The sequence below is a fragment of the Alteromonas sp. G4i13 genome (assembly GCF_054960505.1).
Genome location: NZ_JBHNYX010000087.1, coordinates 1 through 4,859, shown reverse-complemented (window position 1 = coordinate 4,859; position 4,859 = coordinate 1). Strand labels below are relative to the sequence as shown.

Here is a 4,859-nt window from a genome sequence, read left to right as displayed (position 1 = left end):
GAAGGGCGAGGGGAATGACTGACGTTATCATTCGCTCTTTAGAATGCTTTTCACGTTCTCGTAGCGAGAATACTGGTCTTCTGACAAAGCTGCCGACTCGAGTGTTTCTCTACATTTTTTGATGGCCGAAAGGGTGTCGGGAAGCATAGGCGCGTTAGCTTTTCGGGCCCTTACTATTGCTTGAAGGTAGTTAAGCGCAATAGAGGGATTTTTAGGCATGACGCGGAACGCTTGAGCAAATGTTGTGTAAGACTGCTCTAAATTACCCCGTTTATACTGTGCAACGGCGGTGTTGTTAAGTATTTTAGGGCTTAGCGTAATCGCTTCTTTTTCTTCTTTCTCTTGTTTTAAATAGGTGGCCATGAGGTTTAATTCATCGTTCTCCTCATCCTGCCTTGAGGAAATGGCGTCTAAAATCGCAAGGGACTCTTTCTTCATTCCTACTTCATGAAGGGCTTTGGCTCTATCAAGCAAGGCTTCTGTGGAGTGGTGTTGGGCATGATCTGTGTGAAAATCTGACAACAGCATTTGTGCTTTCACTGTGTCGTCTTTCAAATAATGAAGACGCGCGTCAATCACCGTCAGCTCATCGTTTAAGGCTGCTTTCGGGTGAGCCTTTTTCAACTGTCGCAAATACTCATTAGTTTGTTTAACTATGCTGTTTACGTGTTCGGGCTCAGATGTCATAGCAAAATCAACACCCGCTCTTGCGGCAGTTAAATAAATATCTGGCTTGTCATGGATAGAGTCTTTCGCGTAGCGGACCACCTTTTTAGCGCTGTTAAACTGACTTTCGTAATCATGAGTGATCCGCGCCAAATTTATCGCTAACTTATGTCTAGCAATGTTTTGAGGTGAGATATTGCACGCCAGCGATGTACACTCCAGCGCTTCGTCAAAAGCTGACTGCTTAATTTGCAGTTTGGCGAGTAAGTCATAGGCCTCAAGCGCAGAGTCAGGTCGCATTGCTAACTGGATAACTTCTCTTTCGGCATCGTCCAATTCATTGAGTGCCAACAGACTCTTCGCGATCCCCATTTTTGCCCAACTAAAATCTTGAACGTTAATTATCGATTCAAAGAAGGCTACGGCTTCTTGAAACCTTTCTGTGATAATCAACAAATCGCCTTTAATCTTCATCGCTAGCGGAAAGTGTTCGGCTTGCTCAGGCTGCAATAGAAAGAACTCAACCTCGGCCAGGGCTTTTTCGTAGTCCTTTTTATCCATGAATGAATAGATATTCTTTAGCGCTTTTTTCCTTGATAAAACCCTGGAAAGTCGCCTGTCTAACTCGTTAACCGAAAAGGGCTTAGCGATAAATTCATCCGGCTGTAACTCTATGATGGCGTGTACGACTTCTGCTGAGGTATCTGCACTGGTGAAGATGAATGCGCTTGTGAGGGGTAGTGATTGAGTTTCGTTTAGTTGCTCAAGTAAAAAATAACCGCCTTGTTCAGAGCGCAAATTATAAGAGCAGATAATGGCGTCATAATCATGTTCTTGCAGTGCCGAAAGGGCATGAGAGGGCCTATCAACATAGTTCATGTTCTTGAAACCTAACTGCTCAAGTGCGTAGTGCATATGGCTTTTCGCCAGCACCTGGTCTTCAGCAATTAACAACTTAGTATTTCTAGCTAAGTGTAGTTTCATCAATTAGTAGCCTCTGAAACATGAGAACCCTTATTTTTCTTACCATATCACGGTAAGTACACCTTAAGTATAGTTCTTATGGAGACTATCGCATAATGGAAGCTGCTCGTAGCTGAATTTCAGTACTGGTTATTGATAATGATTGCTGGATTTGGTGTAGGAGTAGCCAAAATGCTTTAACGTGACAACGACTAAGACAGAGTTAGATTGTTGTGTTTCTGAAGATTGAGATATATTGAGAGGGATGGTGGACGCTACTGGGCTTGAACCAGTGACCCTCGCCTTGTAAGGGCGATGCTCTCCCAACTGAGCTAAGCGTCCGTATTTTTGATTTCACTATTTAACCACGGTGAGGAAGTGGTGGACGCTACTGGGCTTGAACCAGTGACCCTCGCCTTGTAAGGGCGATGCTCTCCCAACTGAGCTAAGCGTCCGTATTTTTGATTTCACTGTTTAACCACGGTGAGGAAGTGGTGGACGCTACTGGGCTTGAACCAGTGACCCTCGCCTTGTAAGGGCGATGCTCTCCCAACTGAGCTAAGCGTCCATATTTTTTGATTTCACTGTTTAACCACGGTGAAGAAGTGGTGGACGCTACTGGGCTTGAACCAGTGACCCTCGCCTTGTAAGGGCGATGCTCTCCCAACTGAGCTAAGCGTCCATATTTCTTTAAAGCTTGCCTAAGCAAGTGGGGCGGTATTATAGAGTCGGTTCCGTTAGTGTCAACAATAAAATTAAAGAAAAATGACTGTGTGCCCGAATTTTAGACACTCTGGCTGCATCTTAACTAAATTGATGAAAAGAACAGCGTTTTTAATCGCATTCTGAATTCATTGATAAACAAAAACTGCAGCGTGGGTTTACACGAAAAAGCTGGAGCTTGGGTGGACAGACACTCGCTTCTTACTAAGAGTTGAAATAGAGGTTGGCTGGAATTGAAGTGGACAGTCACTTATTTACCACAAACATATAATTAAATTGGCCTCGCACAATGGGGCCTCGCACAATGGACACACATTCATTTTTTAAAAGAAGAAGTGGCAAACAAGGGCAAAGTGGACACCCACTTATTTTTTCGTAGCTTAACGCTAGTAAACCTAACCAAATAAAAGTGGCGCTTACTTTATTCTTGAAATATCAATTGAATTACCAAGTGGACAGTCACTTAAAAAACACGCAACGAAAAAACAAAGGAGAGAAGGAGAAAGGACAGACACTCACGTAAACCTGATAAAGTGCGTGCAGAATCTTTTTATTTAAAGTACCTGGTCTTTTCGGACACCCACTTACTTTTTGAAGCTATTATCGGTTCTGTCACTCTCTGATCGTTGGACTTTTTTGAGTGTGTGTCCACTTCAGTAAGAAATGAATTTTGAAAAAGTGGGCTTCAACAATAAGTGTCTGTCCACTTTATAGCTCACTTTCTTCGTACCATCTAAACTACTTCAAGGGATTTCTTTTTCCTTCTATTCTTATCTTACTTTTGAAGTCGCGCTTACACTGGTAGAATGCGCCCAACTTTAGAAATACATTAACAATAGAGAGTGACCATGTCGGTTGTTACACGATTTGCACCCAGCCCAACAGGCTATCTTCACGTTGGCGGCGCACGAACTGCGCTTTATTCTTGGCTTCTTGCTAAAAGCAAAGGCGGCGAGTTTGTTCTTCGTATTGAAGATACAGATATCGAGCGTTCAACTGAAGAAGCAAAGCAGGCCATTCTAGACGGAATGCAATGGTTAGGTTTAACGTGGGATACGGGTCCAATCTATCAGACTGAGCGGTTCGATAGATATAAAGAACTTATTCAGCAGCTTTTGGATGAAGGTAAAGCGTATAAATGCTTTATGAGCTCTGAAGAGTTAGATGCGATTCGTGAAGGGCAAAAAGAACGTGGTGAGAAGCCTCGCTACCCTGGTACGTGGAGAGACAGAACGGATCACCCAGAAGGTCAGCCTTTTGTTATCCGCTTCAAAAACCCTCTAGAAGGCAAAGTGGTAATTAATGATCACGTGCGTGGAAAAATCGAGATTAGCAATACTGAGCTAGACGATCTTATTATTCAGCGCTCTGACGGTACCCCTACATATAACTTCTGTGTAGTTGTTGATGATTGGGATATGGGTATTACTCACGTAGTTCGTGGTGAAGACCATATTAATAACACGCCACGTCAAATCAATATTCTTGAAGCGCTTGGTGCACCTGTTCCAGAATATGCTCACGTTTCTATGATTTTGGGTGATGACGGCAAGAAGTTATCTAAGCGTCATGGCGCTGTAAGCGTGATGCAATATCGCGATGATGGTTTCCTACCGCAAGCTGTGCTTAATTACCTTGTTAGGTTGGGGTGGTCTCACGGCGATCAAGAAATTTTCTCAGTTGATGAAATGATTGAGAAATTCAGCTTAGATGCCATTGGGCAATCTGCATCGGCATTTAACACAGAAAAGCTAATCTGGTTGAATCAACACTACATTAAGACATTACCAGCAAGTGAAGTTGCGTCACACGCTAAATGGCACTTTGAAGAGTTGAATGTTGATTTAACGACAGGCCCAGCGCTTGAATCTATAATTGCTATTCAGGCCGATAGAGTAAAAACGCTAAAAGAGTTAGCTGAGATTTCTACGTACTTTTATCAAGACTATGAAGATTTTGATGTGAACGCAGCAAAAAAACACCTTCGCCCAGTCGCTCGCGGCCCATTAGAGCTTGCTAAAGATAAATTAATGGCAATTGAAGAGTGGAACCCAGAAAATATTCAGGCTGCTATAAATAGTACAGCCGAAGAATTGGAAGTGGGCATGGGGAAAGTAGGTATGCCGCTACGTGTAGCTGTGACAGGTGGTGGTAATTCACCGTCGTTAGATATCACGTTGAATCTTATCTCAAAAGAGAAAATTGGCGAGAGAATCGACAAAGCGCTTACTTTTATAGCAAACAGAGAAAATTCATAAAAAAAGCGTTGACATGACAGGGGGGGATGCCTAGAATGCGCCCCGCTGTCACGGAACAGTCACACAAAATGACTGGTACCATGATGGGGCCATAGCTCAGCTGGGAGAGCGCCTGCATGGCATGCAGGAGGTCGGCGGTTCGATCCCGCCTGGCTCCACCAAGTCACATTGAGATGTGGTTTGATATAGGCTGAAGTTGTTAACGCAGCTTCGGACTGAAAATTCGAAAACTTAGTTTCGAAGAAAGAA

General features: G+C 43.4%; 2 protein-coding genes and 5 tRNA genes. 2 read left to right on the top strand and 5 right to left on the bottom strand.

The genetic code is table 11. The features are described from left to right. Nucleotides 1-27: 27 nt before the first annotated feature. From ACFI6J_RS21320 to ACFI6J_RS21300, 5 genes are all read right to left on the bottom strand, one after another. On the bottom strand, nucleotides 28-1,650 hold the full coding sequence (locus ACFI6J_RS21320; RefSeq protein ID WP_075176256.1) for a response regulator: 1,623 nt from the start codon (nucleotides 1,648-1,650) through the stop codon (nucleotides 28-30). A 245-nt stretch (nucleotides 1,651-1,895) separates the two neighbouring features. Beyond that, nucleotides 1,896-1,971, bottom strand: a tRNA-Val gene (locus ACFI6J_RS21315). 37 nt (nucleotides 1,972-2,008) lie between these two features. Further along, nucleotides 2,009-2,084, bottom strand: a tRNA-Val gene (locus ACFI6J_RS21310). 37 nt (nucleotides 2,085-2,121) lie between these two features. Next, nucleotides 2,122-2,197: transfer RNA gene (locus tag ACFI6J_RS21305), tRNA-Val, on the bottom strand. 38 nt (nucleotides 2,198-2,235) lie between these two features. Next, a tRNA-Val gene (locus ACFI6J_RS21300) sits at nucleotides 2,236-2,311 on the bottom strand. 889 nt (nucleotides 2,312-3,200) lie between these two features. Here ACFI6J_RS21300 and gltX point away from each other — a divergent pair. Both gltX and ACFI6J_RS21290 read left to right on the top strand, forming a co-directional pair. After that, nucleotides 3,201-4,610 (top strand): glutamate--tRNA ligase, encoded by a 1,410-nt coding sequence (gltX, locus tag ACFI6J_RS21295; RefSeq protein ID WP_342290573.1) that lies wholly within the window; start codon nucleotides 3,201-3,203, stop codon nucleotides 4,608-4,610. 85 nt (nucleotides 4,611-4,695) lie between these two features. Next, a tRNA-Ala gene (locus ACFI6J_RS21290) sits at nucleotides 4,696-4,771 on the top strand. The last annotated feature ends 88 nt before the right edge of the window (nucleotides 4,772-4,859 follow it).